Origin of the sequence: Faecalibacterium butyricigenerans (genome assembly GCF_020687345.1) — a bacterium.
GTDB lineage: Bacteria > Bacillota > Clostridia > Oscillospirales > Ruminococcaceae > Faecalibacterium > Faecalibacterium butyricigenerans.
The window spans coordinates 46,989-73,465 of sequence record NZ_JAJEQL010000009.1; the positions used below are offsets into that span (position 1 = coordinate 46,989).

25 protein-coding genes and 1 tRNA gene are annotated in these 26,477 nt (G+C 59.7%); 17 read left to right on the forward strand and 9 right to left on the reverse strand.

Translation table 11 applies throughout. From position 1 onward, the window contains the following. Positions 1-2: 2 nt before the first annotated feature. Genes thyX through LKD23_RS05330 form a run of 6 tightly spaced genes read left to right on the forward strand, consistent with a single transcriptional unit; the run spans position 3 to position 6,753 of the window. Positions 3-782, forward strand: coding sequence for an FAD-dependent thymidylate synthase (gene thyX, locus LKD23_RS05305; RefSeq protein WP_227620756.1), 780 nt, complete (start codon positions 3-5; stop codon positions 780-782). Next, positions 779-1,450: a dTMP kinase gene (locus LKD23_RS05310; protein WP_227620757.1), complete on the forward strand. Its 672-nt coding sequence runs from the start codon at positions 779-781 to the stop codon at positions 1,448-1,450. Before thyX ends, LKD23_RS05310 begins: the two co-directional genes overlap by 4 nt. 26 nt (positions 1,451-1,476) lie before the next feature. Next, complete coding sequence (locus LKD23_RS05315) at positions 1,477-2,292, forward strand: hypothetical protein (protein WP_227620758.1); 816 nt, start codon at positions 1,477-1,479, stop codon at positions 2,290-2,292. Positions 2,293-2,313: 21 nt separating this feature from the next. After that, positions 2,314-3,438 carry an endolytic transglycosylase MltG gene (gene mltG, locus LKD23_RS05320; protein WP_227620759.1) on the forward strand — a complete coding sequence of 375 codons (1,125 nt, stop codon included), beginning with the start codon at positions 2,314-2,316 and terminating at the stop codon, positions 3,436-3,438. 12 nt (positions 3,439-3,450) lie between these two features. Further along, positions 3,451-4,671, forward strand: coding sequence for a peptidase U32 family protein (locus LKD23_RS05325; protein ID WP_227620760.1), 1,221 nt, complete (start codon positions 3,451-3,453; stop codon positions 4,669-4,671). A gap of 54 nt (positions 4,672-4,725) precedes the next feature. Continuing rightward, on the forward strand, positions 4,726-6,753 hold the full coding sequence (locus LKD23_RS05330; protein WP_227620761.1) for a DUF4357 domain-containing protein: 2,028 nt from the start codon (positions 4,726-4,728) through the stop codon (positions 6,751-6,753). Between the two features lie 70 nt (positions 6,754-6,823). Here the strand turns inward: LKD23_RS05330 and LKD23_RS05335 are convergent, their stop codons facing one another. From LKD23_RS05335 to LKD23_RS05345, 3 genes are read right to left on the reverse strand one after another with little or no spacing between them, the layout of a single operon-like run. Continuing rightward, complete coding sequence (locus LKD23_RS05335; protein ID WP_227620762.1) at positions 6,824-7,261, reverse strand: aspartate carbamoyltransferase regulatory subunit; 438 nt, start codon at positions 7,259-7,261, stop codon at positions 6,824-6,826. Between the two features lies 1 nt (position 7,262). Then, positions 7,263-8,204, reverse strand: a complete 942-nt coding sequence (gene pyrB / locus LKD23_RS05340) for an aspartate carbamoyltransferase (RefSeq protein WP_227620763.1) — start codon at positions 8,202-8,204, stop codon at positions 7,263-7,265. Between the two features lie 19 nt (positions 8,205-8,223). Further along, complete coding sequence (locus LKD23_RS05345) at positions 8,224-8,979, reverse strand: GntR family transcriptional regulator (protein WP_227620764.1); 756 nt, start codon at positions 8,977-8,979, stop codon at positions 8,224-8,226. A 191-nt stretch (positions 8,980-9,170) separates the two neighbouring features. Between LKD23_RS05345 and LKD23_RS05350 the strand changes: the two genes are divergently transcribed. The 3 genes from LKD23_RS05350 (at position 9,171) to LKD23_RS05360 (ending at position 11,145) form a co-directional block, all read left to right on the forward strand. Beyond that, entirely contained in the window at positions 9,171-9,716 is a 546-nt protein-coding gene (locus LKD23_RS05350; RefSeq protein ID WP_227620765.1) for a GNAT family N-acetyltransferase, read from the forward strand. A 222-nt stretch (positions 9,717-9,938) separates the two neighbouring features. Beyond that, complete coding sequence (locus LKD23_RS05355; protein ID WP_227620766.1) at positions 9,939-10,145, forward strand: helix-turn-helix domain-containing protein; 207 nt, start codon at positions 9,939-9,941, stop codon at positions 10,143-10,145. Between the two features lie 22 nt (positions 10,146-10,167). Beyond that, on the forward strand, positions 10,168-11,145 hold the full coding sequence (locus tag LKD23_RS05360) for a hypothetical protein (RefSeq protein ID WP_227620767.1): 978 nt from the start codon (positions 10,168-10,170) through the stop codon (positions 11,143-11,145). Here LKD23_RS05360 and LKD23_RS05365 read toward each other — a convergent pair. From LKD23_RS05365 to LKD23_RS05380, 4 genes are all read right to left on the reverse strand, one after another. Continuing rightward, a complete protein-coding gene (locus tag LKD23_RS05365; RefSeq protein WP_227620768.1) occupies positions 11,132-12,538 on the reverse strand; it encodes a DNA cytosine methyltransferase in 1,407 nt (468 codons plus the stop codon). The two genes, LKD23_RS05360 and LKD23_RS05365, sit on opposite strands and share 14 nt — an antisense overlap. A 153-nt stretch (positions 12,539-12,691) precedes the next feature. Then, the gene (locus LKD23_RS05370) at positions 12,692-14,059 is read right to left on the reverse strand and encodes an MATE family efflux transporter (protein WP_227620769.1); all 1,368 of its coding nucleotides are present in this window, start codon (positions 14,057-14,059) and stop codon (positions 12,692-12,694) included. Between the two features lie 195 nt (positions 14,060-14,254). Next, positions 14,255-15,487, reverse strand: a complete 1,233-nt coding sequence (locus LKD23_RS05375; RefSeq protein WP_227620770.1) for a 6-phosphofructokinase — start codon at positions 15,485-15,487, stop codon at positions 14,255-14,257. Between the two features lie 93 nt (positions 15,488-15,580). Next, positions 15,581-16,804, reverse strand: coding sequence for a 6-phosphofructokinase (locus LKD23_RS05380; RefSeq protein ID WP_227620771.1), 1,224 nt, complete (start codon positions 16,802-16,804; stop codon positions 15,581-15,583). A 371-nt stretch (positions 16,805-17,175) separates the two neighbouring features. On the opposite strand from LKD23_RS05380, the gene LKD23_RS05385 reads away from it, so the two are divergent. Beyond that, positions 17,176-18,180 (forward strand): GDSL-type esterase/lipase family protein, encoded by a 1,005-nt coding sequence (locus tag LKD23_RS05385; RefSeq protein WP_227620772.1) that lies wholly within the window; start codon positions 17,176-17,178, stop codon positions 18,178-18,180. 130 nt (positions 18,181-18,310) lie between these two features. Here the strand turns inward: LKD23_RS05385 and typA are convergent, their stop codons facing one another. Beyond that, complete coding sequence (gene typA, locus LKD23_RS05390; RefSeq protein ID WP_227620773.1) at positions 18,311-20,134, reverse strand: translational GTPase TypA; 1,824 nt, start codon at positions 20,132-20,134, stop codon at positions 18,311-18,313. Positions 20,135-20,348: 214 nt separating this feature from the next. Here typA and LKD23_RS05395 point away from each other — a divergent pair, with 214 nt between their 5' ends. The 6 genes from LKD23_RS05395 to LKD23_RS05420 all read left to right on the forward strand — a co-directional run bounded on the left by LKD23_RS05395 (position 20,349) and on the right by LKD23_RS05420 (position 25,280). Beyond that, positions 20,349-21,956: an MBL fold metallo-hydrolase RNA specificity domain-containing protein gene (locus LKD23_RS05395; protein WP_227620774.1), complete on the forward strand. Its 1,608-nt coding sequence runs from the start codon at positions 20,349-20,351 to the stop codon at positions 21,954-21,956. A gap of 328 nt (positions 21,957-22,284) precedes the next feature. Continuing rightward, complete coding sequence (locus LKD23_RS12905; protein WP_304999966.1) at positions 22,285-23,205, forward strand: collagen-like domain-containing protein; 921 nt, start codon at positions 22,285-22,287, stop codon at positions 23,203-23,205. Positions 23,206-23,217: 12 nt separating this feature from the next. Further along, on the forward strand, positions 23,218-24,330 hold the full coding sequence (locus LKD23_RS05405) for a Kelch repeat-containing protein (RefSeq protein ID WP_227620775.1): 1,113 nt from the start codon (positions 23,218-23,220) through the stop codon (positions 24,328-24,330). A gap of 20 nt (positions 24,331-24,350) precedes the next feature. Beyond that, complete coding sequence (locus LKD23_RS05410) at positions 24,351-24,698, forward strand: hypothetical protein (protein ID WP_227620776.1); 348 nt, start codon at positions 24,351-24,353, stop codon at positions 24,696-24,698. A gap of 16 nt (positions 24,699-24,714) precedes the next feature. Further along, positions 24,715-24,858 carry an XkdX family protein gene (locus LKD23_RS05415; RefSeq protein ID WP_227620777.1) on the forward strand — a complete coding sequence of 48 codons (144 nt, stop codon included), beginning with the start codon at positions 24,715-24,717 and terminating at the stop codon, positions 24,856-24,858. A gap of 2 nt (positions 24,859-24,860) precedes the next feature. Then, positions 24,861-25,280, forward strand: a complete 420-nt coding sequence (locus LKD23_RS05420; RefSeq protein WP_227620778.1) for a YcbK family protein — start codon at positions 24,861-24,863, stop codon at positions 25,278-25,280. Positions 25,281-25,435: 155 nt separating this feature from the next. Here the strand turns inward: LKD23_RS05420 and LKD23_RS05425 are convergent. Next, a tRNA-Gly gene (locus LKD23_RS05425) sits at positions 25,436-25,510 on the reverse strand. A 213-nt stretch (positions 25,511-25,723) separates the two neighbouring features. On the opposite strand from LKD23_RS05425, the gene pyrH reads away from it, so the two are divergent. Continuing rightward, complete coding sequence (gene pyrH / locus LKD23_RS05430; protein WP_227620779.1) at positions 25,724-26,434, forward strand: UMP kinase; 711 nt, start codon at positions 25,724-25,726, stop codon at positions 26,432-26,434. Positions 26,435-26,477 lie beyond the last annotated feature (43 nt).

The following is a 26,477-nucleotide window of genomic DNA, read 5'->3' on the forward strand; positions in this document are numbered from 1 at the left end:
AAATGATGACTGTCCGATTGATCGCACACACGCCGGAGCCGGAGAAGGTGGTGGCGGCGGCGGCGAAGCTCTGCTACTCCGACGCCCACATCACCGACCTTCTGGACGGGCTGGATGAGGAAAAGACCGCCCGCTTCCTGACCATGCTCAGCGACGTGGGCCACGCCAGCCCCATCGAGCACGCCAGCTTCACCTTCGGCATCGAGGGGGTGAGCCGAACCCTGCTGGCCCAGATCACCCGCCACCGCATCGCGTCCTTCAGTGTCCAGAGCCAGCGGTACGTCCGTCTGGACGATTTCCGCTACGTCATCCCGCCCGAGATCGAGGCCATCCCCGAGGCAAAGGCGGCTTTCCTCGAGAGCATGGACGAGGATGCCAAGCGCTACCTCGACCTTGTGCAGAAGCTGGAAGAGGGCCACACCGCCCGCCTGATGGCCGAGGGCCTGCCCGAAAAGCAGGCCCGGGCCAAGGCCTCCAAGCAGGCCAACGAGGACGCCCGCTTCGTCCTGCCCAACGCCTGCGAGACCAAGATGGTCGTGACCATGAACGCCCGCAGCCTCCAGAATTTCTTCCACCTCCGCTGCTGCAGCCGCGCCCAGTGGGAGATCCGGCAGCTGGCCGAGGAGATGCTGCGGCTGGTCTACCCGGTGGCACCCCATCTCTTCCGCACCGCCGGCCCGGCCTGCGTGTCCGGCCCCTGCCCGGAGGGCAGGATGTGCTGCGGCCGCACCGCTGAGGTCCGCGCCCGGTACGCCGCGCTGAAAGGGGAGAGGGCAGAATGAGCAAGGGCAGGCTTTTCGTCCTTGAGGGTCTGGACGGCTCCGGCAAGGCCACGCAGGCAAAGCTTCTGGCCGCCCATCTGGCCGGGAGCGGCCGCAGGGTGATGGAGATCACCTTCCCGGACTACGAGAGCGATTCCAGCGCGCTGGTAAAGATGTACCTCTCCGGCCAGTTCGGCAGCAGGCCCGACGACGTCAACCCCTACGCCGCGTCCAGCTTCTACGCTGTGGACCGGTACGCCAGCTATAAGACCAAATGGGGCAGCTTCTATGAGGCGGGCGGCATCGTCATCGCCGACCGCTACACCACGTCGAACGCCGTCCACCAGTGCTCCAAGCTCCCGCCCGACCAGTGGGACGGCTTCCTCCGCTGGGCCTTCGAATATGAGTACCAGCTTTTAGGCCTGCCCGCGCCGGACGCCGTCGTTTACTTACAGGTAGACCCCGCCGTGAGCCAGAAGCTCATGACCGGCCGCTACCACGGCGACGAGAGCAGGAAGGACGTCCACGAAAAGGACACCGAATATCTGGCCCGCAGCCGCCGCGCCGCCGAGTACTGCGCGGAGCATCTGGGCTGGGCCACCGTCCACTGCACGGCGGACGGGGCCATGCGCACCATCGAGGACATTCAGGCCGAGGTGCAGGCGCTGGCCGGAAACGTGCTCGGATAACCGCGAAAAAGGGAGGGATACTATCGATGTATCGTTTGATGCAGCCGTCTGAAGAGGCGGCAGTCGTGGCACTGTGGCAGGCAGAGCGGGGCGACAGCGCCGCCTTTGCCAAGACCGCTCTGGAACAGTTCGCCGGGGTGGAGAATGTCTATGTCGCCGAGGAGAACGGACGGCTCGAGGCCGCTGCGCTGGCCGTGCCGGTCACCCTCAGGGGCCGCAGCGGCAGCTATCTTTATGGCCTGTGCGGGAAGGGTGAGCTGCTCCTCGCGGGCCTCGTGGACTATCTCTGCGCCCAGCAGAAGCTGCGGGGGGCGGGCTTCACGGTGGCTGTGCCGCAGGGGCAGGAGCAGGCCGCTCTGCTGGAAAGCAAGGGCTTCCGCTGGGCCTTCCCCCTCCGCTGCCTGCCCCGGGAGGTGTCCCGCAACCTGTGGAGTCAGGCCGAGTTCGACTCCGTCACCGCCCGCAAGCTCTGTGAGCTGCGGGAGCGCTTCTGCCCCGACACCGTCCAGCTCCCGCCGGAGCGGATGGCCGTCGTGCTGGGCGACCTCTACGCCCGGGGTGCCACCATCGTGTCCAGCGGGAAGGGCTACGGCGTCTATTTCCGCCGGGAGGACACCCTCTACTTTGTGGAGATGATGGCCGAGGACGACCGCTCTGCCGAGGTGCTGATGGAAGCCGCCCGGGAGAAGGAGGTCATCGTGGAGCGCGCCGTCATCACGGTGGGCGCGGCCCAGAACCTCTTCCTCGGCGAGGGCAGACGGCAGGATTACGGCATGATCCGGTTCGACGCCGAACCCTTCGACGTGGAAGAGAGCTATATGCGGCTGATGATGGAGAGCTGAACGGACGATAAAGGAGTGCGTATGGCACAACAAGGAAAGAAGAAAAAAGGCGGAGCAGCAAAAGTTATATTAGCTGTGCTGCTGGTCGTGATCCTGACGGCGGGCGGCTGTCTGCTGGCCGCGAAGAAAGAAATAAACGGCAGCGCGTCTGCCCAGAGTGCGGTGAGCGTGAGCATCCCGCAGGGCAGCGGCGTGGCCGCCATCGCCAACCGCCTCAAGGAGGCGGGCGTCATCCGGTATCCCCACCTCTTCCGCTGGTATGTGGGCCGGCAGGGCGCGGCAGCGAAGCTCCAATACGGAGAGTTCGAGCTTGCCCCCGGCAGCTCCTACGATGCCATCATCGCGGCCCTCTCTGCCTACGCGCAGGCCGACAGCGTCCGGCTGACCTTCCCCGAGGGCACGACGGCCATCGCCATCGCCCGGAAGATGGAGGACGCGGGCTTGTGCAGCGCCGAGGACTTCCTTGCGGAGGCCAACACCGGCGATTTCAGCTCGTACCGGTTCTGGCAGTACGTCCCGGACGACAAGGACGCCCCCGACCGCTTCCTCAAGTGTGAGGGCTATCTTTTCCCGGACACCTACGACTTTTTGAAGGACGACACCGTCCATCATTATGTGGAGACGTTCTATGCCCACTTCGATAAGCAGATCACCGACGAGATGTATACGGCGATGGACGAGCAGGGGATGACCCTGCCCGAGGTGGTGACGCTGGCGTCCTTCGTGCAGGAGGAGGCGGGCAACGCGCAGGACGACAACGTGGCGCAGGTGTTCCGCAACCGTCTGGCCGAGGGTTCGCCCTACCCCAAGCTCCAGAGCAACACCTCCAGCTACGTCCAGAGCGACGCCGACAACAACTATCTCTGGAACTGGGTCGCGCCCTATTACGGCGGCTGGGACAGCATCCCGGAGAACATCCGGACGGCCTACGACACCTACACCTGCACCGGCCTGCCTGCCGGACCCATCTCCAACCCCGGCATCGCGGCCCTCTGCGCCGCCCTCGCCCCCCAGCCCGACGAGGAGGCAGAGGACGCCTATTTCTTCGTCACCGACCGCAAGGGAAACTACTACTACGCCCGCACCTACGCAGACCATCAGAAAAACTGCGATGCGGCGGCAAAAGTCAATAAAAGCTTAACGTAAAAGAGGAATATCATGTTACAGATACCGGAACTTCTGGCCCCGGCGGGCGACCTCGAGCGCCTGCGGTACGCCATCAACTACGGCGCGGACGCCGTCTACTGCGCCCTGCCCGAGTTCGGGATGCGCTCTGCACCCACCAACTTCACCCCCGAGCAGCTGACAGAGGGCGTCATCTACGCCCACGCCCGGGGCCGCAAGGTCTACCTGACCATGAACACCCTGCCCACCAATGAGGAGGCCGACCGCCTGCCGCAGGCCATCAAGGACGCGGCTGCCGCCGGTGTGGACGCCTTCATCGTGGCCGACCTCGGTGTTCTGGACGCCTGCAAGACCTTTGCGCCCGACATCGACGTCCATATGTCCACCCAGACCGGCATCACCAACTGGGCCGCAGCCCGCGCCGCCTACAACATGGGCGCGAAGCGGGTGGTGCTGGCCCGGGAGATGACCTTACAGGACATCGCCACCCTCCGGGACAAGACCCCGCCGGAGCTGGAGATCGAGGCCTTCGTCCACGGTGCCATGTGCATGAGCGTGTCGGGCCGCTGCCTGCTCTCCAACTACATGGCGGGCCGCGACGCCAACCGGGGCCAGTGCGCCCAGCCCTGCCGCTGGAAGTATTATCTCAGCGAGGAGACCCGCCCAGGCCAGCTCTACGAGATCGGCGAGAACGAGGACGGCAGCTACATCCTGAACGCCAACGACCTGTGCACCGCCCCCTTCCTCGACCTCATCTGCAAGGCGGGCGTGGACAGCCTGAAGATCGAAGGCCGCGCCAAGACCTTCTACTACGTCGCCAGCGTGACTGCCGCCTACCGCCGCGCCCTTGACCAGTATCTGGCCGACCCCATGAACGAGAGCTTCGAGCTGCCGGAGGAGGTGCTGGCCGAGCTGACCCGCACCAGCCACCGCCACTACTCCCCGGGCTTCTACTTTGGCAGGGAGCAGGCCCGTCAGGCCACCGACAGCGCCACCTACATCCGCGAGTGGGAGTTCGTGGGCACCGTGGACGGCTGGGAGAACGGCGTCGCCAGCTGCCAGCAGCGGGGCAAGTGGAGCCTCGGCGACACGCTGGAGGCCCTCTGCCCGGATGGCCGCAGCATCCCGCTGACCCCCGCGTGGATCAAAAATGAGGCCGGTGAGCTGGTGGAGTCCACCCCCCACGCCATGGAGCACTACACCATCCCCACCCCCGAGCTGCCGCCCCTGAGCCTGCTGCGGCGGAAGGTCTGAGGGATACTGCAAACACAACGGATGTACGAAAGCAACAAAAAAAGAGGGTCTGCTATGAGCAGTGTGGTAAGCAGCAAGATAACCGGAAAAGAATATCCGCTTTCCAAGATATTCAGCTCGGATTTTGAGTATCATATCCCGGGCTACCAGCGCCCTTATGCATGGACGGAAGATGAAACGGGCGCGCTGTTCGATGATTTATATGGATTTTTCCAGACAGAGAACACAGAAAATTTCTTTCTGGGTAGCATCGTCCTTATCAAGGATGAACAGAACCGCTATGCCGATGTCATCGATGGACAGCAGCGCCTGACGACACTGTCCATCCTGTTTGCAGTTCTTGCCGACACATTTGACAACGAAGACTATAAGATGGACTGCAAAAAATATTTGCAGGAAAAGGGCAATGTATTGGAGGGCATCGAGGCCCAGCCGAGATTATTCCTCAAGGAAAAAGACCAGCCGTTTTTCCATAAGTACATCCAGAATATTCAGCTGGACGCATTGGGGCAGCTGGATCCGGCGGTGTTGGACACCGAGGCAAAGCTGCATATCCAGAAAAACTGCGCTGTGCTTCGCGAGAGTTTTGCTGAAATGTTCAGCAATGACGATGATCGGCTAAGATTTACACAGTTTTTGCTGACCCGTTGCTATCTGGTGGTCGTTTCGACGCCGAGTCAGGAATCCGCATTCCGTATTTTTACGGTCATGAACAGCAGGGGACTCGACTTATTGCCGACAGACATCATCAAATCGACTGTTATTGGAAGTCTTCCCAAAGAAAAACAGCAGGGCTACACGGAAAAATGGGAAGGGCTGGAGGAGTTGACAGGACGTGACGGGTTCAATGAAGTGTTTACTCACACCCGTACTATATTTGTAAAGGAACGCCAGAAAAAGACCCTTCGGGAAGAGTTTGAAGAGTACGTGTTAAAGACGGTATCCCCGGAACAGCTGATCGATGACTATCTTGTACCTTATACGAATGCCTACGTTCAGCTGAAAAATTGCGAGTTCACTGCTACGCATCATGCAGACGAGGTAAACGGGCTGCTTTTCTGGCTGAACAAGACCAATAACTCCGACTGGATGCCACCTGCTATCAAATTTCTCGCAGAGCACCCGAATGATTCGAAATACGTTCTCTGGTTTATCCGAAAGCTGGAAAGGCTGGCATCTTATCTACTGGTGACCGCGCAGGATGTCAACCACCGCGTAGACCGGTATAAATGGCTTCTGGTGGAAATGGAAAGTCGGCCTGACAGCACGCTGGCTGATCCACTGAGAAACATTGAGCTTACTGACTGGGAAAAAGAACAATTCCAGCAGACACTGGATGGCGAAATTTATACGATGACCGCACAGCGCCGTAACTACATCATCCAGCGGCTGGACTCTTTCATGAGTGACGGCGGGGCATCGTATAATCAGAAGCTGTTTACCATCGAGCATGTCCTGCCGCAGCATCCTCCTGTCCATGGCAGTTGGCTGGAACTCTGGCCGGATGAGCAGGAGCGTAAATATTGGCTCAACCGCATCGCAAATCTTGTGCCGCTGACCCGGCAGAGAAATTCTGCGGCACAGAATTATGGCTTCGCGACCAAGAAGGAAAAATATTTCCAGTCAAAAGGCGGCACGAGTTCCTATGTTCTCACGACGCAGGTCATCAATGAGCCTGTATGGACGCCGGATGTTGTGAAAAAGCGGCAGGCGATGCTGAGCGACGTGTTTGCAGAAAAGTGGGAGTTGAATCCTTCCCGGCAAAGTGGGACAGACGAAGGTCTGTTTTTGCTGGCTGGTCGCGGGAGCAGCGCTATGGGGTATCCTATCGATAAAGACTGTTTTCTGGTATTGAAGGGCAGCCGCATTGCCCCAGATGTGACGAGTGGATTGCCGCAGAACTATGTGGAACAGAGAAAAACTCTGCTAGGGATCGGTATAATACAGAATAACGTATTTGCCGAGGACAATGTATTCACCAGTGCCTCTGCTGCGGCATCTATTATACTTGGCCGTTCGTCCAATGGCCGCAGAGAATGGGCGAAGCTTGATGGCCGCACGCTGGCACAATCTGGACATTAAAAATCACATCATAACGTAAAAGCGCCCCCGTCAGTGCATGGCTGACGGGGGCGCTGTGTTCAGTAGGAGATCATTCCGGCTTGACCTGCAGCTCCTGCTCACAGTAGATGCAGCGATACTTGCCGTTGGAGCTGAGCTCGAAGATCTGGTCGCACTCTTCCTCGATGGAGGAGATGCAGCGGGGGTTCTTGCACCGCACGATGTTGACCAGACGCTTGGGGGGCTGGGGCTTTTCCTTCTTGATGGCCCGGCCATTTTCGATGACGGTCACGCTGATGTCGGGGTCGAGATAGGCCAGCACGTCGAGGTTGAGCCAAGAGGCGTCGCCCTCCACCTTGATGATGTCCTTCCGGCCCGATGCAGCCTTGTGGCTGCGGGCGTTCTGGATGAGAGCCACACTGGAGGTGCGGTTGCCCTTGATGCCCAGCAGATCCATCAGGCCGATGGCCGTACCTGCCTTGATATGGTCGATAACGATACCGTTCTGAATCTCATCAATGTTCAGCATTTCAGTTGTCCTCCTTGTCTGCTTTGGGGTCCTTAAGGCCCAGCAGTGTCATAATAAGTGCCATCCGGACGTAGACACCGTTCTGCACCTGCTCGAAGTAGGCGGCGCGGGGGTCGTCGTCCACATCCAGCGCGATCTCGTTGACGCGGGGCAGGGGATGCAGCACCGCCATGTCGGGCTTGGCGAGGGCCATCTTGTCCTTGGTGAGGATGTAGCTGTTCTTCAGGCGGATGTAGTCCTCCTCGTTGAAGAAGCGCTCCTTCTGGACGCGGGTCATGTAGAGGATGTCCAGCTCGGGCATGGATTCCTCGAGGCTGCGGGTCTCCTTGTAGGGGATGTGGTTGGCCTCGAGGACGTCGGTGATGATGTAGTCGGGCACGCGCAGCTCCTCGGGGCTGATGAGGACGAAGCGGATGTTCTCGCAGCGTGCCATCGTCTTGATGAGGGAGTGGACGGTGCGGCCGAACTTCAGGTCACCGCACAGGCCGATGGTCAGGTCGTGGAGACGGCCCTTGCGGCGGCGGATGGTCATCAGGTCGGTCATGGTCTGGGTGGGGTGCTGGTGTCCGCCGTCGCCTGCGTTGATGACAGGGATGCGGGAGTACCGGCTGGCCCGCAGCGGTGCGCCCTCCTTGGGGTGGCGCATGGCCACGATGTCGGCGTAGCAGGACACGACGCGGATGGTGTCGGCCACGCTCTCGCCCTTGGATGCGCTGGACACGTTCTCACTGGGGAAGCCAAGGACATGGCCGCCGAGGTTCAGCATCGCGGCCTCGAAGGAGAGGCGGGTGCGGGTGGACGGCTCGTAGAACAGGGTGGCCAGCTTTTTGTGGGCGGCCACATCCTGATAAGCGGCCGGGTCGGCGCAGATGTGGTCGGCCAAATCCAGCAGAGAGGTGATCTCCTGCTGGCTGAGATCCAACGGATCGATCAGATGACGCATAGTGTTTTGTTTCCCTCCGTCAAAGAAGCTTTCGAAGAATCGAGAAGTCGAAGAAATTCGTGTAGTAGCTCAGCGAACGCATGACGGGATGGCAGAGCCGGTTGTAGCAGATCTCATCCAGCAGCAGCATGGCCTCGCCGGGGGCCAGACGCATGGCGGCGCGGATGGATTCGTCCCCGCAGCTGGCCTTGAGGTGGGCCACATTGGAAGCCACCTGCTGGCGGCACTCCCGCTCCAAGACCTCGAATACGTCGCCCGACAGGTCGATGCGGGTGAAGTCCCGGCTGCCGAAGAGGGCGCGGGGCAGGTAGTCGATGGAGTAGATGACGGGGGTGGTGTCGGCGAGGATGCGCTTCTTGATGCAGATCACCTCGTCGCCCGGCTCGATGGCAAGCTCCCGGGCCAGCTCTTCGTTGGCGCGGACGGGATAGATCTGGATGCCGTCGGCGTGGGGGTAGCTGCCAAAGCTGCGGATGAGCGGGTAATACTCCAGCTTCTGGTCCAAGCGGCTGCGCAGGCCCAGCACGCTCCGGTTGACCACTGTGCCGATGCCGCGCACCCGCTCGATGTAGCCCGCACGCTCCATCTCACTCAGGGCGTCTCGGATGACGGTGCGGCTGACGCCGAGTTCGGCGGCAAGGTCCACCTCCGCAGGCAGACGGTCGGCCTGTGCATAGCGGCCGGTGCGCAGTTCCTCCAGCAAGGCGCTGACGATGCGGTCGCTGATGACAGCGCCGCCCAAGCGGCTGGAAGGGGATAAGCTGGGATCTCTCATGGTTCGTTTCCTCCGGTACACGGGCAGGGCGGCCCTGCCTGGACTTCAGAAAAAAGCCCTGCCCGGGCACAAGGATGCCCGGCAGAAACTTTTTCTACAAATATTATAACATAAATTGACAATGTTTCAAACGGCATTTATACTGGAATCGACCGGAAAGTATGATTTTATTTTGGAGGGATAGAGCAAGAATGGAAGTTCTTCTGCACAAAGGGTGCGGCAGGCCCGAAAGCCGCACCATGACCCTGCGCCCCGCCGGGCCGGAGGATGCCGCCGCCTTCTACGCTTTGCAGAACGAGGTGCGGGCCGGGATGCCCCATCCGGAGCAGTTCGTGCCCGACACGCTGGAAAATATCGCCCGCTATCTGCGGGACGACCTGTGCATCGGCGGCTGGGACGGCGGGCGGCTGGGGGCCTACTTCATCCTGCGCTACTGCGGGCAGGACGAGCACAACTATGCCGCCTTCATGGGCATCCCCAAACCCGCGTGGGACGGCTGGGCCAACGCGGACAGCGCCATCGTCCATCCCGACTACCGGGGCAACGGCCTGCAGCGGAAGCTGCTGGAAGCAGCCCTGACCCGGCTCCGCCCCGGCATCGTGGGCATCGGGGCGACCGTCAGCCCCGACAACCAGTACAGCCTCCGCAACGCCCTCGCCTGCGGCTTCGAGATCGTCTGCCGCCGGGAGATGTACGGCGGCTATGACCGGTATCTGCTGGCGAAGAGATTAAAGTAGGCGGGAGCCGTCAAACAAAAATAGCATTTAAGACAAAAGAATAGTATAAATACAGGAACCCGGAACCAGTTTGAATGCCAATCGAGGTGTTAAACGGTTTCGGGTTCCTGTGCTATTTATTCAGAGAAGTACGCTGAAACAGGAGTATTTTAACAATGTTGCTTATAGTCCGTTAACTTAAAAGCCGGTTACCTATATACTTCAAATGAAGGGGGAATTGAGTTGATTACGGTCGAACTTGGAAAGAAAATCAAACAACTAAGGATGAAAAAAGGACTTAGTCAAGAAAAATTTGCGCTTGAGATAGGAATGGATAGAACCTATTTTGCGTCTGTAGAAGCGGGAAAACGGAATATATCCATCTGCAATATTAAGAAAATTGCAGATGGACTTGAGATTTCGCTCAGTGAACTGTTTGAAGGCTTATAAATGTAACAAAAGGAGAAAAACAATGGCTTTGAATGCAACGAGTCCAGAGCACCAGATGCAAATCATTGCAGGAACAGAAGGTCGGAAGAAGGGACATAAATTTGAAAAAACACTGACAGAGCACATCAATGAGCTTGACAATAAATTGTTTTATCCGGTTGAAGGGAATACACTACATGTTTTTTGTGGAAGTCCAGCAGAGATTCTTTTACAATATATAGCAAATGACAGGAATGTCAATGTTTATGATGTAAAAGCATGGTGGCTGGGTGGACTTGCAACATCAGGAGTAGGGGATGCTCTGCAGGACGAAGAAGGAAATCCTATTACGAAATGTAAGTCGGATGTCCTTTTGCAGATAACAAGTAGCAGGGGATTGGAAACTATTGGTGTGTCAGTAAAAAATTGCAATAAGAAGACTCCAACAAACGACCAAATGTACTTTACTACTGCAAAAGCATTTTGTTATCTGCTCAGAACAAATGGAATAAGTGTCAGTTCGATGGGAGAGCAGGGAATGTCGATGTTCTGTGGAGATATAGGATTTCGTCCACTCGATATTATGACTGCCCAGCAGTTGAATTGCCGTAATTCAGACCCGAACCGTTTCTATTGGGAAGAATTGCCTTGCGAAGCTCAGCAGGAGTGGAAGGAAATTTTTACCGTATGGCAGGACTATATTACGATGCTTCTTTTCCAGAAAGCATACAAAGATGACCCGTATCCACCGGATTATTTGCTGCATCAAACAGTTCGGTATAGTGATTTTGAACAATGTGATATAGCAGTATTTTCAATGGAAGAAATCGTTGCCATATCAAAGGCGTATAGTGGTTTTGAGCTTTCACCGTATGTGATAAGGAAGGGAACCTATAAGAACAATAACAAAATCCATTATGCACCTAGATTTGGCTTTATTCAATTTCAAAGAGGTGGCCAAAGACAGCATCCGACACAATTGCAATTCAATTTGAAAGCAGGATATTTCAGAAAGATTTGATGTCAAAGAATTGTTGATATAAAGCTTTTGCGATGCAGGCAGCCAAAATAGGGGGAACAGCATTGCCAATGGCCCTTCGGATGTCTCCCCATTTTCCGGTAAAAATGAACTCGTCGGGAAAAGATTGTGCACGGGTAGCTTCCCGGATGGTAAGAGAACGTGTAGAAGAAGGATGAACATTACGACATCCGGAAATCATACTGAAATTTGTGGAGATTGTAGAGCAAGGTTCGTCCCAACGGATGCGTTTATAGGTGGTATTAAATCCACTTGGAGGTCTAAGTGCAGGGTCGATGTTTTCGTGCGCACTATGACCTTCAGGAACATTTTTTAGCCACTGGATGACATGAGTTGGATGAGAAATGCTCCAATGAAGCGGGTCAAGAGAAGATTCTCCAGACTCCAAGAAAGGCAAATCAAAAGTAGCATCACGAAAAGTCAATTTTTGTGTATCAGAAGGTATGCTGTCAGGAAAAATAAATTTCTTGTTTAAGTCGCTACGGACGCCAACGAGAAAAAGGCGTTCGCGGGTTTGGGGAACGCCATAATCAGAAGCATTTATTTCATGTCGTGTAATACTGTAACCGGTTGAGGAGAAGGCGCGAAGAATGCAGTCTATAAATAATTCTCCATCCGATGTTTTCATTGAAGTAAGGAGGCGTACATTTTCCATTACAAATATTTTAGGACGCAGAACAGATACGATGTGAACATAATATTTGTAAAGCTGATTTCGCACGTCTTCTGGATCACGTTTACCGGCAAGACTGAATCCCTGACATGGTGGACCGCCGATAATCAAATCAATAGGCCCATATTGCTGTTGCCAAGAGAATAAATCTTTGTCAGTTATGGAGCATATATCATGTGCGAGTAAAGTGCTGTGAGGAAAATTGTGATGATAAATCTGGCACGCAGATTCATCAATTTCAACATGTCCGATGACGTTGAAGCCGGCGGAAGCAAAACCCAATGACATTCCACCACACCCGGAGAAGAGAGCAATAGCCTTTGGCGAAGCGCTAGATTTTGGACATTGAGCACATTTGTAAAGCTCAGATAGCTTTGCACGATAGGGGTTGTAGGATAAAGGAGAATATGCAGAAAGCAGAGATTTGTATTCTTCGGGCGATTTTATATTTTTGGGAAGCGCATGGGAAGCGAATTGAGAAGGACGAATTGATTTTTTTTGAATATTTAAAGTGCCTGCATTGATGGCGTCGATAAGTTGCGTTAAAATAGCATTTAGCTTTTCTAAATCGTAAGGGGAAGGAATAACTTTATTTCGTTCCCAAGAGGAAATAGCGGCTTTTGTATAGCCAGAAGCAACAGCTAATTTCGATTGACTGATATGGTATTTTAATCGTTTTGCTTTCAAATCAGCGTAGCACATTAAAAGAAACTCTCTTTCATTTATGAAGGAAATACTGTATAGATAATATTATACAGAAAATCAGGAAGGAATCAATAAGGGAATAGCTACAAAAAGACCGGAGACTTCTATCGCAGAGGTCTCCGGCCTTTATCGATTATCAGTTGAAAAATATTATGCCGCCTTCGTCAGGGAGATCTCCTGCTTCATCTTATGCCGCACCACCAGCAGGCAGCCGAGGTGCACCAGCGCCGTCAGGATCCAGCTGATGGGGTAGCTGAGATAGAGGGTAGTGGTCGAGCGGAACAGCTGGAAGATGGTGGCGATCCAGACCAGACGGAGCAGGCAGCTGCCCACGAGGCTGACCACCATCGGCAGGACGGAGTAGCCCCGTCCGCGCAGACAGCTGGCCAGCACGTCCATGCAGCCGCAGAGCAGGTAGGTGGTGCAGATGATATGCATACGGGCCAGACCGGCCGCGACCACGGCCTCGTCGGAGGAGTAGAAGTGGAGCAGCTGTTCGCCCAGCAGGGAGGCACCACCGCCCAGCACGAGGCCGGTGACGGCGGCGCAGAGCAGACAGTTGCGCATGACGCGGTCGAGGTTGTCGTAGCGGCGTGCGCCCATGTTCTGGCTGGTGAAGGTGACGGCGGCCTGCGCGAAGGCGTTCATGGCCGTGTAGACGAAGCCCTCGAGGTTGGAGGCGGCCGAGTTGCCCGCCACGATGGTGGAGCCGAAGGAGTTGACCGCCGACTGGATGACGACGTTGGAGAGGCTGAACACGGTGCTCTGCAAGCCGGCGGGCAGGCCGATGCGCAGGATCTGGCCCAGCGCCCCCGCGTGGAAGCCCAGATGGCCGAGGTCGAGGTGGAGCGGGCCTTTCTCCTTCACTAGCAGGGCCGTGACCATGCAGGCGGAAACAGTCTGGCTGATGATGGTGGCCAGCGCGACGCCCGCCACGCTCATGGAGAAGAGGATGACGAAGACGAGATTCAGCACCACATTGATGACGCCCGCCACGGCCAGACAGAACAGAGGCCGTTTGGTGTCGCCCACGGCACGCAGCAGCGCCGAGCTGAAGTTGTACAACATGGTCATGGGCATCCCGATGAAGTAGATCTTGAGGTAGAGGGTGGACAGGTCGATGACGTCCTCAGGGCAGCTCATCAGCTCCAGCAGGCCCCGGGCCGCGAAGATGCCCACCACGGCCAGAAAGAGGCCGCTGACGAGGCCCAGCGTCACCGACGTCTGGACGGTGGTGTGGACGCCCTCTTCGTCCTTTGCGCCGAAGCAGCGGGCCGCGACGACGTTCGCGCCCAGCGACAGGCCCACGAACAGGTTGACCAGCAGGTTGATGAGTGCGCCGTTGGAGCCCACGGCCGCCAGCGCCGTGCTGCCCGCAAAACGGCCCACGACCACCACGTCAGCCGCATTGAACAGCAGCTGCAGGATGCTGGATGCCGCCAGCGGCAGGGAAAACAGGATGATCTTTTGCAGCATGGGGCCGCTGGTCAGATCGCCGGTCCGGGAATTTTGTGTCATGGAAATACTCTGCCTCCTCGAAGATCAGAAGATCACTCACGAAAAAACGCGCCGTCCAACAGCGGACGACGCAGATATATCTATATTATAATACAGGCTTGTGTAAAACACAAGCAAAAAACAGGTAAATTCGAGTCGTTTCCGTACAAAAAAAGCACCCCCGCAGATGCAGGGGTGCCATTGCGAAACAGAAGCTTACTTCTGGGTCTTCATGTAGATGTGGTGAGGCAGACCGGCGATGTACAGCGGGGTCAGCTCAGCCTGAATGAGAGGCCGTGCGTAAGCGAGGAAATCTTCGGTCATCTGGGTATGATTCTCGTTCATCCAGCTCAGCGGCACCTTCTTCTCGAGGTTTGCCACTTCGCTGATGGGGTGCAGCTCGGTGGTGCACTGGTAGGGGCTGTTGGAGATACGCTTCAGGGCCACCATCTGGCCGGTGACGCCCTCAAAAGCAGCCTTGGCGGCAGCACCGCCGACCTGATAGGCCTCGGTGATGTCGGTGCGGCTGGTCAGGTGTCCGGCGCAGCGCTGCAGGGTGGAAAGCTCGATGCAGCGGGTCTTGGTGTCCAGATTGCGGGCCACCACGTTGGCCAGATAGCGGGCGGTGCCGGTCAGGGCCTTGTGGCCGAAGGCATCCACTGCGTGGACGTCATCTGCCAGCTCGCAGACGTAGCGGCCATCCTCCAGCTTGACGCCCTCCGACACAGCGATGACGATGCTGGGCTTCTTCTCCTGCATCATCCGCACCTTCTCGACGAAGTGCTCCACGTTGAAGGGGACTTCCGGCAGGCAGATCATATCCACGCCCTCGCAGTCGTCGCTCTTGGCCAGCGCGGCGGCGGCGGTCAGCCAGCCGGCGTTGCGGCCCATGATCTCCACGACGGTGACGTACTTGGTGCCGTAGACGGTGGCGTCACGGATGATCTCCTTCATCACCACGCCGATGTACTTGGCCGCAGAGCCGTAACCGGGGGTGTGATCCGTGACCATCAGGTCGTTGTCGATGGTCTTGGGCACGCCCATGAAGCGGATGTCGCTCTGGATGCGCTCGCCGTACTCCGCCAGCTTGCCGATGGTGTCCATCGAGTCGTTGCCGCCGATGTAGAAGAAGTAGCCGATGTTCAGCTTCTCGAGGATGGCGAACAGCTTCTTGTACACAGTCTCGTCGGTGTGCCAGTCGGGCAGCTTGTAGCGGCAGCTGCCGAGGAAGCTGGAGGGGGTGCGCTTGAGCAGCTCGATGTCAAGGTCATCGGTCAGCAGGGTGGACAGGTCAACGACCCGCTCCTCCAGAAGACCGGCCACGCCGTTGCACATACCGTAGACGATGTCTGCGCCACGGCTCTTGCAGCTCTCGAACACGCCCGCCAGACTTGCGTTGATGACAGAGGTGGGGCCGCCGGATTGGCCAACGATTGCATTTTTACCCATGATGATTTCTCCTTTTTTGTTTTTCTGTTTCGGCATTATTTTAAACGTGCAGGTGCACGAAAACAGACGCGGGGAAAGGAAAAAGACGATCCCTTACAGGCAGATGTGGCGGGGCGTGCCGTTGACGTAGACGGGAGTGACCTCGTCGAGGATCAGCGGGCGGGCGTACTCCTCGAACGCCGCCGTCACCTGCATCCCGTCGGGGGCGATCCAGTCCAGCGGCACCTTCTTCTCAAGGTTTGCCACCTTCTGGACGTCCACTGCCTCGGTGATGCACTGGTAGGGATATTCGGATACGCGCTTGAGCGCGATCATTTTGCCCGTCTCACCGGCAAAGGCTGCTGCCGCCGCAGCGCCGCCCACGGCGTAAGCCTCGTTCACGTCGGTGCGGCTGGCCAGATGGCTGGCGCAGCGCTGCAGCGTCGAGAACTCGATGGCGCGGCTCTTGCAGTTCAGCTTGTCGTGGATGAGGTCGGACAGATAGCGGCTGGTGCCGCTGAGGATGGCCTTGTGGCCGAAAGCGTCCAGCTGGCCTGCCGTGGAGACGAGGTCGCACAGGTAGGTGCCGTCGGCGGTCTTGACGCCCTCGCTGGCCGCGATGATGACATTGGACTTCACCCGCTGCAGCTCGTCCACCTTGGCGAGGAACTTGTCCGGCTCGAAGGGGACTTCCGGCAGAAGGATGAGGTCGGGGCCGTCGCAGTCGTCGCCGCCCGCCAGACAGGCCGCACCGGCCAGCCAGCCGGCGTGACGGCCCATGATCTCGGCCACGGTCACGCTCCGGATGTCATAGACAGAAGAGTCGCGGATGACCTCCTTGAGGATGGTGGCGATGTACTTGGCCGCAGAGCCGTAGCCGGGGGTGTGGTCGGTGAGGCAGAGGTCGTTGTCGATGGTCTTGGGCACACCGATGAACCGCACCGTGCTGCCCACCTGTGTGCCGTAGCGGCTGAGCTTGGCGATGGTGTCCATCGAGTCGTTGCCGCCGATGTAGAACACTGCGCAGATGTCGTACTTGTCAAACAGGGTGAACAGCTTGACGTAGGGCGTGGAGTCTGCCTCCGGCTCGGGCAGCTTGTAGCGGCAGCTGCCCAGATAGCTGGACGGCGTGCGCTTGAGCAGCTCGATGCTGAGCCGGTCGTCCAGCAGGACGTTCAGCTCCACAAGCTCCTCCTTCAGCAGCCCCTCGATGCCGTGCTTCATGCCGTAGACTTTGTCTGCGCCCAGACTGCAGGCGGCCTTGTAGACGCCCGCGAGGCTGGAATTGATGACGGCGGTGGGGCCGCCGCTCTGGCCGATGATCACATTCTTGGCCATGAGAACCTCCTTGTATCATTTACCGATAAATTGGACTTCCTGTGCGCCGCAGCGCCGCTCCGCGCCCTGTCCCTTCCGAGGCCCGCACACCCTGCACAGTGTACAGGCGGGGGCAGAGCCAACAATCGGCAGCCGCAACTCGCACAAAAATTCTAGCAGGTCGTGCAAGCACTTCGAGAAATGTGTGCAAAAACCTGCTCTACTCCTATTGTAACCGTTTTGCCTGTTGTATGCAAGCCCTAATTGGTTGCAGAGGCAAAAAAATTATGATAAAATAGGGTTCACACAGCGCTGACGGGCCGCAGCGGGGGATAACCCGCCCCATCCCGGGCAGACTATCATCAGAACCAAACGAAAGCGGGAACACCTTTATGGGCATTTCACATGAGTATCACAGCACCAGCCGGAGACGGCGGGGCGGCGCGGGAGGCCTCGCACGGCTCGCAGGGGCCGCAGCGGGCATCCTGCTGGTGAGCTTCGCCATCACGGTCATCCTCGAGCACGGGCAGAAGCAGACCGAAGAGCTGCCAACGGTGACGGCCAACGGCACGGCGCAGAATATCCTCGCCCCCCTGCCGATGCAGGGCGGGGCGGACAGCAGCGCCGACAGCACCGCCCCGGCAGCAGACGGCACCGCCGCCGTGACCTTGGAGCAGTTCGGCCCGGCCCGCCAGACGGCGGGGGCCTACAGCGTCAGGGCCTACGACAGCAGCGTCATCCGCCAGCCCGCCTGCGGGCAGGTCGATCTGAGCTACTTCTCCGACGCGGCCTTCCTCGGCGACAGCCTGACCGTGGGCTTCTCGGATTACAGCATCAACCTCGGCGGCGCGCTCATCTGCGGCTACACCGGCGTCGGCCCGGACGCCATCGTCAACCGCAGCGCGGTCAAGAGCAGCGTGCGTGGGCCGGAGGTGGCGCTGGATGTGCTGGCCGCCGCCCAGCCCAAGAAGCTGTATATCCTGCTGGGCACCAATACCCTGACCACCGTGGGCGCGGCAGACCGCTTCCTCGCCTATTACGGTCAGATGCTGGATGTCCTGCGCCAGACGCTGGGCGAGGGGTGTGTCATCTATGTCCAGTCCATCCCGCCCGTCCGCCCCGAGGCGGCCGTGGAAAAGCCGGGCCTTGCCTCGGACATCATCCGCTCGGTGAACGAGCAGCTGGCCCTGCTGGCCGCCGACAAGGGCTGCGTCTACCTCGACCTGTGGGAGACGCTGGCCGACGGCGAGGGCAACCTGAAAGAGGTGCTGGCTGCGCCGGACGGCGTCCACTTCTCGGCGGGCAACGGCTACGGCGCGTGGGTGACGTATCTGCGCAACCACGCCAAGTACGCGGCGGACAACGTCTGGACGCCGGGCAGCGCCTACGCAGGCTGAACATCAGAATAAGAAAAAACATCCGCAGTGCGCCCGTTCCGGGCCGCTGCGGATGTTTTGCTGCAAAAAGATCCCGCCCTCTGCATCCGGGATGCAGGGGACGGGATCGCTGCTTTTATAGGGGAAGAGCTTACTTCAGCTTGCTCTTTGCCTTCATGCGCTGCTCGTGGTTGAGGATCTGCTTGCGGATGCGCAGGTTCTCGGGAGTGACCTCCAGCAGCTCATCCGGAGCGAGGAACTCAAGGCAGCCCTCAAGGCTCAGCTTGCTGATGGGGATGAGGCGCAGGGCGTCGTCAGAGCCGGAAGCACGGGTATTGGTCAGGTGCTTGGTCTTGCAGACGTTGACGTCCACATCCTCGCCGGAAGCGGTGTAGCCGATGACCATGCCCTCGTAGACCTTCTCGCCCGCGCCCACCAGAAGGGTGCCGCGCTGCTGGGCGTTGAACAGGCCGTAGGTGACGGCCTCGCCGGTCTCGAAGCTGACCAGAGAGCCGGTGGAGCGGTTGGCGATCATGCCAGCCCAGACATCATAGCCGTCGAAGATCTGGTTGATGATGCCCTCGCCGTGGGTGTCGGTCAGGAACTGGTTGCGGTAGCCGAACAGGCCGCGGCTGGGCATACGGAACTCCAGACGCACGCGGTCGGTGCCCAGAGACTCCATCTGCTGCAGGATGGCCTTGCGCTGGCCCAGACCGGTCATGACAGCACCCTGATACTGGGTCGGGACGTCGATGACGACGTGCTCCATAGGCTCGTAGGTCTTGCCGTCGATGACCTTGGTCAGGACGTGCGGGGGAGAGACCTGCAGCTCATAGCCTTCGCGGCGCATGGTCTCGATGAGGATGGACAGATGCATCTCGCCACGGCCCATGACGCGGAAGGAATCGGTGGTGGCAGAGTCCTCCACCTTCAGGGCGACGTCCTTCAGCAGTTCCTTCTGCAGACGGTCACGGATCTGGCGGCTGGTGACGTACTTGCCCTCGCGGCCGGCCAGCGGGCTGTCGTTGACGGAGAAGGTCATCTCGACGGTGGGGTCGTTGATCTTCACGAAGGGCAGCGGCTCCACGCTGGAGGGGCTGCACAGGGTGTTGCCGATGGTGACGTCCGGCAGGCCGGAGAAGGCCACGATGTCGCCTGCGGTGATGTTGTCGCAGGGCTGGCGGCCATTGGCCTGGAAGTCATACAGCTTGGTCAGACGGCCGCGCATCTTCAGGTCGGGGTTGTGCCAGTCGCAGACGACCACTTCCTCGCCCACCTTGGCGACGCCGTTCTGGATGCGGCCGATGCCGATGCGGCCCACGAACTCGTTGTAGTCCACGGAGGACACCAGCATCTGGAAGGGAGCCTCGGGGTCGCCCTCGGGGGGCCGGATGGTGCTCAGCAGGGTGTCGAACAGGGGGACCAGATCGGTGCCGGGCACATCGGGGTCGAGGCTTGCGGTGCCCTCACGGCCGCAGCAGAACAGCATGGGGCAGTCCAGCTGCTCGTCGGTAGCGCCCAGATCCATCAGCAGGTAGAGCACCTCGTCGATGACTTCCTTGATGCGGGCGTCGGGGCGGTCGATCTTGTTGATGGCCACCACGAGGCTCAGGTTCTGCTGCAGAGCCTTCTGCAGCACGAAACGGGTCTGGGGCATACAGCCCTCGGCAGCGTCCACCAGCAGCAGGACGCCGTTGACCATCTTCAGCACGCGCTCGACCTCGCCGCCGAAGTCGGCGTGGCCCGGGGTATCGACGATATTGATCTTGACACCCTTGTAGGTGCAGGAGCAGTTCTTGGCCAGAATGGTGATGCCGCGCTCACGCTCGATGTCACCGCTGTCCATGACACGCTCTGCCACGACCTGATTGTCGCGGAAAGCGCCGCTCTGATGCAGCATCGCGTCCACCAGCGTGGTCTTGCCGTGGTCAACGTGAGCGATGATAGCGACATTGCGCAAATCGTTACGAACCATAAAATACAACCTCTCTATTTGGAATCTCTGTAGAAGTTACGTCATACGATTTAAGTTTATATCATCCGGGGGTGGTTTGTCAAGATTGTATAAAAAATTTTTGGAGGATTCGGCGTTTTGCCCGAGAATCGGCCTTCGATTTGGGCGGCATTGCGGGGCAAAACGTGTTATACTTAATACACCAAAGTTGGATAGATCCGTTGGAGGTGTGTCTATGAAACTGACGTTTTTGGGTGCCAACCACGAAGTGACCGGCAGCTGTACCCTTTTGGAAGCGGCGGGACAGCGCTACCTCATCGACTGCGGGATGGAGCAGGGCAAGGATGTCTACGAGAACCAGCCCATCCCTGTTGCACCGGGCGAGATCGACGGCGTGCTGGCCACCCATGCCCATATCGACCACACGGGCCTGCTGCCCCTGCTGGTGCGCAACGGCTTCCGGGGCAGAATCTATGCCACCAAGCCCACGGCAGAGCTGTGCAGCATCATGCTGCGGGACTCGGCCCACATTCAGGAGTTCGAGGCCGAGTGGAAGAACCGCAAGGGCCAGCGCTCCGGCGCGGAGCCGGTGGAGCCGATGTACACCATTCAGGACGCCGAGGCGGCCATCGCGCTGTTCCGGGGGTTCGACTACAACAAAGAGGTCGAGCTTGCCCCCGGCCTCGTCATCCGCTTTGTGGATGTGGGCCATCTTCTCGGCTCGTCCAGCATCGAGATTTGGGTGACGGAGAACGGCGCGACCACCAAGCTCGTCTTCTCCGGCGACATCGGAAACCTCCATCAGCCCATCATCAAGGACCCCACCTACCTGAAGGATGCGGACTATGTCTTTATGGAGTCCACCTACGGTGACCGCTGCCACGGCCCCAAGCCCGACTATGTGGGCGAGCTGGCGAAAATTTTGCAGCGCACCTTCGACCGGGGCGGCAATGTGGTCATCCCGAGCTTTGCGGTGGGACGCACGCAGGAGCTGCTCTACTTCATCCGTGAGATAAAAGAAAAGAACCTCGTCACCGGCCACGGCTGCTTCCCGGTCTATATCGACAGCCCGCTGGCCATCGAGGCCACCCGCATCTTCAAGGATACCGACCCCTCCTGCTTCGACGAGGAGGCCAACGCCCTGCTGGCCAAGGGCATCGACCCCATCCAGTTCCCGGGCCTGAAGGTCAGCGTTACCAGCGACGAGTCCCGCGCCATCAACACTGACCCCGTGCCCAAGGTCATCATCTCGGCCAGCGGAATGTGCGAGGCGGGCCGTATCCGCCACCACCTCAAGCACAACCTCTGGCGGAAGGAGTGCACCATCCTCTTCGTGGGCTATCAGGCCGTGAGCACGCTGGGCCGCTCCCTGCTGGAGGGGGCAACGAACGTCAAGCTCTTCGGCGAGTCCATCGAGGTGCAGGCTGAGATCTGCCAGCTTACCGGCCTTTCGGGCCATGCCGACAGGGAGGGCCTGCTGAAGTGGGTGAACTCCTTCGAGCCGAAGCCCAAGCGGGTCTTCGTCATCCATGGCGAGGACGAGGTGGAGAATATCTTCACCCAGACCCTCACCGAGCAGGGCTTCACCGCCTGTGCGCCCTACAACGGTGAGCAGTGGGCCATCGGGGCCGAGGGTGCTGTCTGCCTGAAGGAAGGCACCCGCACCCGCATCGAGCACCGCGTCAGCGAGGGTGCAGCCCGTGCGGCCACCGTCTTCCAGCGGCTGCTCAGCGCAGGCAAGCGCCTGCTGCGGGTCATCGAGCACAACGAGGGCGGTGCCAACAAGGACCTCGCCAAGTTCGCCGACCAGATCAACGCCCTCTGCGACAAGTGGGACAGATGAGCAGGATGCCCCGGCCGCAGTAAAATCGAATCAGATGCCCCGGCCCGAGCCGATGTGTACGCACACGGCCCGGGCCGTTTTTTTGCCTGCGACAGGGGCAAAGCGCGATTTTCTGCGCGTTTTCGCACAAGTTTCCGACTATTTCGCAAAATCTGTTGACTTCGCAGCGGCGAGATGCTACCATATGGCACAAGAAAAGACGAAAATGACAAGTAATGGTTGTTAACTGCGCCCGGGAGCCGCTTGGCATTTTTGTCCCGGCGGGGTGCGATGGCAGAAGCGCCCCTGCCGGAAAAGCATCTGCCGAATCAAAAAAGGAGGTCTCTGGATGATAGAATACAAGCTCTCGCTTGCGTCCTCCGGCGCAGTAAAGACGCCGGGCAGCATGGATGCGCTGCAGCTCGGCTACAGCAGGAACTGCGGCGTCTACCGGCTGAGGGTGAGCACCGCCGACGAGTGGAAGGGGATGACCCTCCGGGCGTTCTGGCACACGCCGGGCGGCAGCCCGCCCGCGTCGCTGGTGAAGGATGGGGTGGTGGAGGTGCCCGCGCTGGTCACGGCAGTGCCCGGCGAAGGATGCATCACCTTCGAGGGCAGCGACGGCGTCCGCACCCTCACCAGTGCCGACCTGCGCTACCGGGTGGCCGCAAACTCCGGCACAGAGGACGGCACTCTGCCGCCGCCGGGCACTCCGGCATGGCAGCAGCTGGTGGGTCAGCTGGAAGAGGCCGGTGCTGACGTGGAGAAGAGCGCTGCGCGGGCCGAGACGGCCCAGAGCAGCGCGTCGGACAGCGCCGCCGCTGCGGCCCGCAGCCTGAAGACTCTGCAAGAGGGCATCGCCTCGGGAAACTTCAAGGGCGAGAAGGGCGACCCCGGTGCACGGGGCGCACAAGGCCCGAAGGGCGACACAGGCCCGCAGGGGCCGAAAGGCGAAAAAGGCGATACTGGCCCGGCAGGCCCCGCCGGTGCGACCGGCCCGCAAGGCCCGAGGGGCCAGACGGGCGCGGCGGGAAAGGCGGCGGAGGTGGATGCCACCCTCGCCGTGTCAGGCGCAGCGGCAGATGCCAAGGCCGTCGGCAGCGCGTTGGCCGGGAAAGCCGCTGCCAGCCATACTCACAGCTACGCCGGTTCTTCCTCGGCGGGCGGTACGGCCAACAGTGTCAACGGATTCACCTTTGCGGCCCAGACGGCCGACCCCGGTGCAGGCAGCAGCCTTGCCACCAACAAGGTGCTCATCGTGTATGCGTAAAGGGGGCAGAAGATGGCAAAGGGAATCTATGTAGGTGCGGGCGGCGTCGCCCGCAGGATGAAAAAAGCCTATGTCGGGGTGGCGGGCAAGGCCCGTGCAGTCCGGAAGATGTACGTCGGCGTCGGGAACAGGGCGCGGCTGTGCTACAGCGCAGAGCCGGAGTATGCCGGGACGGGTGCGCCTCTCGCGGCCCCGAAGTACGGCGCAAAGGCCGCAGCGGCAAGGAACTGCGCGCTCATCGGGGGCGGACGCTTCGCTGGCACGGCCTCGAACGCGGTCTGCAATACGGTGGACGCTTACGACACCTCCCTCACCCGGACGGCCCCGGCGGCGCTGGGGGACAAGAGGTATCTGCATTCCGCCGTGCCGCTCGGGGCGTATGCTCTGTTTGCGGGCGGGACTGCTACGCCGACCGCCCGAGGGGGCCATAACACGGTGGATGCCTACGACGCTTCCCTCACCCGGACGTCAGCCGCCGCGCTGAGCAGGATGCGGACGAGGATGGGCTGCACGGTGCTTGGCTCCCGTGCGCTCTTTGCCGGAGGCGGACAAGGCGGCCTTACCACGGGCGGCGCTTTCACGACCGTGGACGTCTACGATGAGGCCCTCACCCGGACGGCGGGCACGCCGCTGTCCACCAAACGGTTCTTCCCGGCGGGCGCGACCGTCGGGAGCCATGCCCTCTTTGCAGGCGGCACCCCCAAGGATGGCAGTCTTGTGGTGGACGCCTACGACGCTTCCCTGACCCTCACGGCGGCGGCAAACCTGAGCAGTGCCCAGAACAGCTATGCCGCGGCGGCGGTGGGCGGATATGCCCTCTTTGCGGGCGATACGGCCGATGCGGATGTCTACGACGCCTCCCTCACCAAAACAACGGTCAGCATCCTCAGCGCGGCAAGACAGCCGGATGCGGTGACGGCCGGTGGGTATGCATTTTTCGCAGGCGGCGATGAGTCCAGCACGGTGGATGTCTGCGACGCCTCGCTGACCAGAACGACCCTCACTGCTCTGAGCGAGGCGAGGAACAGCATGGCCGCTGCCGCCGTCGGGGACTATGTGCTGTTCGCGGGCGGCAGGAACACGGAAAGCCTCTACCATGACACCGTTGACGTTTATACCATATAAGGAATAGGAGGAAACTCAGAATGGCACGTTACAAGATCTACGACAACAGCTCCGATGTGATCACCCCGGTGGGCGAGGTGCTCACCGCCGAACAGTGGCTCGACCGCTACCCGTGGGGCCGCTTTGCGAAGATGATCGTGGGCGGCGGTGTCATCAACGGCAGCGTGGCCCTCATCTTCGACGAGGCCGTGGAGCGCTGCCGCAGGGCAGGCTGTGACTTCAGCGGCTGCACCACCGACGAGGACTACCTCGCCGCCATGGAGGCCTTCGAGGACGCCCCGCCTGCGGACACCGGCGTCTCCGACCAGACCCGCATTGCGGACGCGCTGGAAGACATGGTGGCCCTGAGCCTGCCGGATGCAGAATAAGAAAGGAGACGAAAACATGAGCAACAAGGAAAAACTGGCCGAACGCTGGGAGCAGGGCCGCATCTCGGAGGCTATGCTGCGGGTGTATGTCCGCAAGGGCATCCTCTCCAAGGCGGAGCTCGAAGAGATCTGCGGGAAGAAGGGCGGAGCGGAGGACTGAAGATGTCGATTTGTGAATACAGCCTCCGCCGGGACTCCACCCGGCAGCTCTCGCCCAGCTTCAAGGTGCGGGAGTTCGGCTGCAAGGGCAGCGACGTCGTGCTCCTCGACGAGGAGCTTGTGGTGCTGCTCCAGTGCATCCGGGAGCACTTCGGAAAGCCCCTGCATATCACCAGCGGCTACCGCACCGCTGCCCACAATGCCGCCGTCGGCGGCAGCAAGTCCAGCCAGCACCTGCTGGGCCGGGCGGCGGACTTCTGGGTGGAGGACACCCCGGTGGCCTCGGTCGCCGCCTACGCCGAGACTCTGCTGCCCGCCCGGGGCGGCATCGGGCGCTACCCGAAGGACGCAAAGCACTCCACCCGCAAGACCGGCTGGGTGCACATCGACACCCGGGCGAACAAGAGCCGGTGGAGTATGTGAGGACAATAACATTATAATCTAACAGAAAAGCGGCCCTCTCCCTGTTTTTCGGGGAAAGGGCCGCTTTTGGGTCTCTGAAATGGAATGCGGGTCAAAAACTGGGTCAGAACATAAAGAAAGACGCTGATTCTTTACGAACCAGCGTCTAAAAAAGATGGAGCGGGCAATGGGAATCGAACCCACCTCCTCAGCTTGGAAGGCTGATATACTAGCCGATGTACGATGCCCGCATATTCGATTTTGCCGGGATGCAAGCAGTATTATAGCATGTTCCGGGGCAAATGTCCAGTCTTTTTTTGCGCAAAGAGGGCCGGGGGAGAAACCTTTGCCGAAGAGCTGGCGTTTGCCTGTTTACTTTGGAGCAGTTTTATTGTAAAATAGACAGGAGATAAAAACGGCAGCGCACAGCGCGGCCAAATCTGATACAGGTGGTGTATGTTATTATGGCATTGAAATATCAGCGTATCCTTCTGAAGATCAGCGGCGAGGCACTCGGCGGCGAGAAGGGCACCGGCTTCGACGAGCCGACCATGGACGCGATCTGCGGCGGCGTGAAGAAGGCCCACGAGCTGGGCGTCCAGATCGGCATCGTCGTGGGCGGCGGCAACTTCTGGCGCGGCCGTTCCAGCGGCAAGATGGAGCGCACGCTGGCCGATAAGATCGGTATGCTGGCAACGGTGATGAACGCACTGGCCGTCTCCGACAAGCTGGAGCAGCTGGGCGTGCCGACGGAGGTGTTCACCTCCATCACCATGCCGCAGGTGGCCCCGGCCTTCACCCGCAAGGATGCGCTCCGTGCGATGGATGCGGGCAAGATCGCCATCTTTGGCGGCGGCACCGGCAACCCCTTCTTCTCCACCGACACGACCACGGCCCTGCGCGCCGTTGAGGTCAGCGCCGACATCATGTTCAAGGCCACGATGGTGGACGGCGTCTACGACAAGGACCCCCACAAGTACCCCGACGCCAAGAAGTACGAGACCCTCACCTTCACCAAGGTGCTGGAAGACCGTCTGGCGGTCATGGACGGCACCGCAGCCACCCTCTGCCGGGACAACAAGCTTCCCATCCTCGTGTTCGATCTGGCCGACCCCGACAACATCGCCCGCGCCGTGCAGGGCGAGAATGTGGGCACGCTGGTCTACGAGGGCTGAGCATACCGCCCCGCTTCCGACAATAGAATGAACCAGACGCGTC